This window comes from Roseomonas sp. TS2 (genome assembly GCF_058833935.1).
Map to the genome: position 1 here is coordinate 1 of NZ_JCACVY010000268.1, position 4,271 is coordinate 4,271.

At 70.3% G+C, this 4,271-nt stretch carries 4 protein-coding genes; all 4 read right to left on the minus strand.

Going from position 1 to position 4,271, the window contains the following annotated elements; translation table 11 throughout:
• On the minus strand, positions 1-762 hold a 762-nt coding region (locus ACZJYS_RS22990), incomplete at its 3' end, for an ABC transporter ATP-binding protein (protein ID WP_493180454.1).
• Between the two features lie 4 nt (positions 763-766).
• Entirely contained in the window at positions 767-1,657 is an 891-nt protein-coding gene (locus ACZJYS_RS22995; protein ID WP_109518686.1) for an ABC transporter permease, read from the minus strand.
• Complete coding sequence (locus ACZJYS_RS23000) at positions 1,657-2,670, minus strand: ABC transporter permease (protein WP_493180455.1); 1,014 nt, start codon at positions 2,668-2,670, stop codon at positions 1,657-1,659. The genes ACZJYS_RS22995 and ACZJYS_RS23000 overlap by 1 nt, the downstream gene beginning before the upstream one ends.
• Positions 2,671-2,685: 15 nt before the next feature.
• Positions 2,686-4,271 (minus strand): ABC transporter substrate-binding protein (locus tag ACZJYS_RS23005; RefSeq protein WP_493180456.1); only part of this gene is annotated, 1,586 nt, incomplete at its 5' end.

Here is a 4,271-nt window from a genome sequence, read left to right on the forward strand (position 1 = left end):
ATAGGCGTGGGTGGGGGCGCGGAAGATGGCTATGGCATCCGCGTTCTCCACCACCTCACCCTGCTGCATCACCGCCACGCGGTCGCAATAGGCGCTGGCGAGGCCAAGATCGTGGGTGATGAGCAGGGTGGACATGCCGCGCTCGCGCGTCAGCTCCGTCACCAGGTCCATCACCGCCTTCTGGGTGGTGACGTCGAGGCCGGTGGTGGGCTCGTCGGCGATCAGCAGGCGCGGGCGGCAGGCGAGGGCGAGCGCGATGACCACGCGCTGGCACATGCCGCCCGACAGCTCGAAGGGATAGGCGTCGTGCCGCTCGGCGGCGCGGGCGATGCGCACCTGCTCCAGCGCGGCGATGGCCTTGGCCCGCGCATTGGCGCGCGTCGCCTGGCCGTGGCGGCGCAGCACATCGGCGATCTGCCGGCCCACGGGGCGGATCGGGTTCAGCGCGGCGCGCGGGTTCTGGAAGATCATCGAGATCTCGCGCCCGCGCAGGTCGCGCATCTCGCGCTCCGGCAGTTCGCGCAGGGGCACGCCGGAGAAGGCGATGCTGCCCTCGGCGATGCGCCCCGTGCGCTCCAGGATGCGCATCACCGCGTAGGAGGTGACGGACTTGCCCGAGCCGCTCTCCCCCACCACGCCCAGCGTCTCGCCGCGGGCGATGGAGAGGTTGACGCGCTTCACCGCGCGCACCGTGCCGCGCCGCGTGGCGAACTCCACCGTCAGGTCGCGGATGTCGAGCAGCGGGACCGTGTTGCTGTCCATCGGCTCAGCTCCGGCGCTGCGGGTCGACGATGTCGCGCAGACCGTCGCCGAGCAGGTTGAAGGTGAAGACGGCGAGCATCAGCGCGAGGCCGGGGAACAGTGCCACCCACCACTCGCCGGAGACGATGTAGGCGGCGCCCTCGGCCACCATGATGCCCCATTCCGGCATGGGCGGCCGGATGCCGAGGCCGATGAAGGAGAGCCCCGCCGCGTTGAGGATGGCGTAGCCCATGGTCAGCGACATCTGCACCGCCATGATGGGCAGGATGTTGGGCAGGATGGTGCCGAGCAGCACGCGCCACTCGCCATTGCCCGTGAGGCGCGCGGCCTGCACGTAGCCGGCCTCCCGCCGCACCGCCGCCTCGGCGCGGGCGATGCGCGCATAGAGCGGGAAGTTCACGATGGCGGTGGCGATGACGATGTTCGTCACCGTGTTGCCGAGCGCGGCGACGATGCCCATGGCCAGCACGAAGAGCGGGAAGGCCATGATGGTGTCGGCGATGCGGCCGACGATGCGGTCCGTCCAGCCGCCGAAGAAGCCGGCGGCGACACCCGCGAGGCCGCCGAGGACAAACACCAGCGCCACCGAACAGATGGCGATACCGAGATCGAGCCGCGTCGCGACGATGACGCGGGAGAGGATGTCCCGCCCCAGATGGTCCGTGCCGAAGGGGTTGCTCAGGGAGGGCGGCGCCAGGGCGCGGGCCGTGTCGCTCGCCAGCGGGTCGTGCGGCGCGATCCAGGGGCCGAGGAGGGCGCAGAGCAGCAGCAGGAAGAACAGCCCGAAGGCCATGGCGGTGACCGGGTTCTCCCCCACCACGTGCCGCGCATGGCGCAGCAGGGCGGCGAGCGGGGAGGGCGCCCTGGCGGCCGGAAGAGCCGGGTTCTCGGCCATCACGCCACCTTCCGCATGCGGGGGTCGATCAGCCCGTAGAGCAGGTCGATCGCCAGGTTGAGCAGGATGTAGAGGATCGCCATGGTCAGCACGAAGCCCTGCACCGGCGCGAAGTCCGAGGCGATCAGCGCCTCCACCGCGTAGGAGCCGATGCCGGGCCAGGCGAAGACCTTCTCCACCAGCACATTCGCGCCGAGCAGGAAGGAGAACACCATGCCCAGCGTGGTGAGCACCGGCAGCATGGCGTTGCGGAAGGCATAGGCGAAGACGATGGTGCGCCCGCCGAGGCCACTGGCCCGCGCGGTGCGGATGAACTCGGCGGAGAGGGCGGCGAGCATCGCGGCCCGCGTCATGCGCGCCAGCGGGGCGAGGGCGAAGATGCCGAGCGTCAGCGCCGGCAGCAGGATCTGTCCGAGTGCCGCGCGGAAGACTTCCGCATCGCCCGCCAGCAGGCTGTCGATCAGCAGGAAGCCGGTGCGCGCGGGCGGCTCGCTCAGGAAGCTGTCGAGCCGGCCAAGGGGCGCGGGAGACCAGCCGAGCAGGTAGTAGAACACATAGACCGCCAGCAGCCCGGTGAAGAACACCGGCAGCGAGACGCCCGCCGTGGTGACGAGCCGGCAGAGATGGTCGATCCACGAGCCCTGCCGCAGCGCGGCGAGGATGCCGAGCGGCACGGCGATGCCCACCGCGATGAACAGGCCGAGCAGGGTGAGTTCCGCCGAGGCCGGCAGCCGTGCCGCGATATCCTCCACCACCGGGCGGCCGGTGGTGAGGGAGACGCCGAGATCGCCCTGGAACAGCGCCGCCACATAGCCGGCGAACTGCGTCCAGAGCGGCTGGTCGAGGCCGAGCTGCGCGCGGATGGCGGCGATCGCCTCCGGCGAGGCCACCGGCCCGGCGAAGTAGAGCGCCGGGTCGCCGGGCAGCACGCGGGTGAGCAGGAAGGTGATGACCACCACCCCCGCCAGGCTGGGCAGCGCCGTCCCCAGCCGCGACAGCACGGTGCGCAACATCGGCCCCGCTCCTCCTCAGCCCTTGGTGAAGGCGCGGAAATCCGGCTCGCGGCAGGGCCAGAACTGGTAGCCGCCGATGTTCTTCTGCATCGCCATGTCGTGCAGCGGCTGGGCCAGCGGCACCACCGGCGCCTCGCGCTGGGCCATGCCGATGAAGCCCTTCACCGCCGCCTCATAGGCCGCCGCGTCCGAGGTGAAGCGGGCAGCGTCGATCAGCCTGTCCATCTCCGGGTTCTGGTAGGAGGCGACGTTGAAGATCGAGTTGCTGCCGTGGAAGTTCCAGAAGAAGTAGTAGTCCGGCCAGTCCAGCCAGCCGGCGAAGCGGTTGATGACCATGGGCGAGTTTTTCTTCGCCAGCTCGCCGCGGAAGTTGCTGCCCGGCACCTTGTTCAGCTCGACGGTGATGCCGAGCGGCGCCAGCGCCTCCTTCACCAGCAGCGCGATCGGCTCGGCCACCGTGGCCTGGCCGGCGTCGAACAGCACGGAGGTGGTGATGCCGCCCGGTGCCGCCTGCTGCACCAGGGCGCGCGCCTTCTCGATGTTGGTGTTGTAGGGGAAGGGCTGCGGCCAGGCGGTGGTCGGCCCCCCCTCGGCGCCGGACATGATGACGCCGCGCCCGTAGAGCGCCGCCTGCATGATCTTCTCGTAGGGCATCGCCCAGGCCACGGCCTGGCGCAGCCGCACATCGGTGAAGGGGCCGGTGGCGCTGTTCATGGCGCAGTACCAGATGCCGTTCGGCACCGGCACGCCCACCACCTTCACCTTGCCCGCCGCGGCGAGGTCGGCGAAGTCCTTGGGCGGCAGCAGGGCCGAGACATCGGCATCGCCCCGCTCCAGCAGCGCGCGGCGGGTGGAGGGCGAGGGGATGTCGCGGGTGATGATGCGGCGCAGCTTCGGCTTGCTGGCATTCCACCAGTCGTCGTTGCGGGCATAGATGGTCTCGACGCCGGGCTTCCAGCTCTCGACCTTGAAGGCGCCGGAGCCGGCGACGTTGTTCTTCAGCCACTCCTTCGCCCAGGGGTCGCCGCCCGAATTCGCCTTGGCCGTCTCGCTGTCGATGACATAGGGGATGGTGACGCCGAGATTGGGCATCAGCAGCTTGTCCTTCCGGATGAAGTCGATCCGGAAGGTGCGGTCGTCGAGCGCCACGAACTGCTCGGGCTTCTCCATGCTGCCCGCCGCCATCTGCGTGGTGGCGAAGCCGCCGATGGAGACGGCGCGGTCGAGCGACCACTTCACGTCCTGCGCGCGCACCGGGCGGCCGGAATGGAACTTCGCCTCGCGCAGCTTGAAGGTGACGCTCATGCCGTCGCTGGCCTCCTGCCAGCTTTCGGCCAGCTCCGGCTCCAGCGCGTGCAGGGTGAAGGTGTGGCCCTGGCCATCGGGCAGCGGCACCTTCTTGTAGCTCAGCAGCCGGTCATAGCAGTTCAGCGCCACGCCGTTCACCGGCTGCGAGGCGCCGATGCCCTGCATGTCCATGCTGTTGGGGCCGTATTCCTGCACCAGCAGCAGGGTCTCGGCGCGGCTGGCCGATTGCGCCTCGGCGGGGGAGGATCGCAGCGCGGGGGCGGCGAGGGCGCCGGCGGTGGCGGCCAGGAAGG

Bases quoted from the DNA above. Each gene is read 5' to 3' on its own strand.
- ACZJYS_RS22995 (WP_109518686.1), bottom strand. From the start codon at position 1,657: ATGGCCGAGAACCCGGCTCTTCCGGCCGCCAGGGCGCCCTCCCCGCTC.
- ACZJYS_RS23000 (WP_493180455.1), bottom strand. From the start codon at position 2,670: ATGTTGCGCACCGTGCTGTCGCGGCTGGGGACGGCGCTGCCCAGCCTG.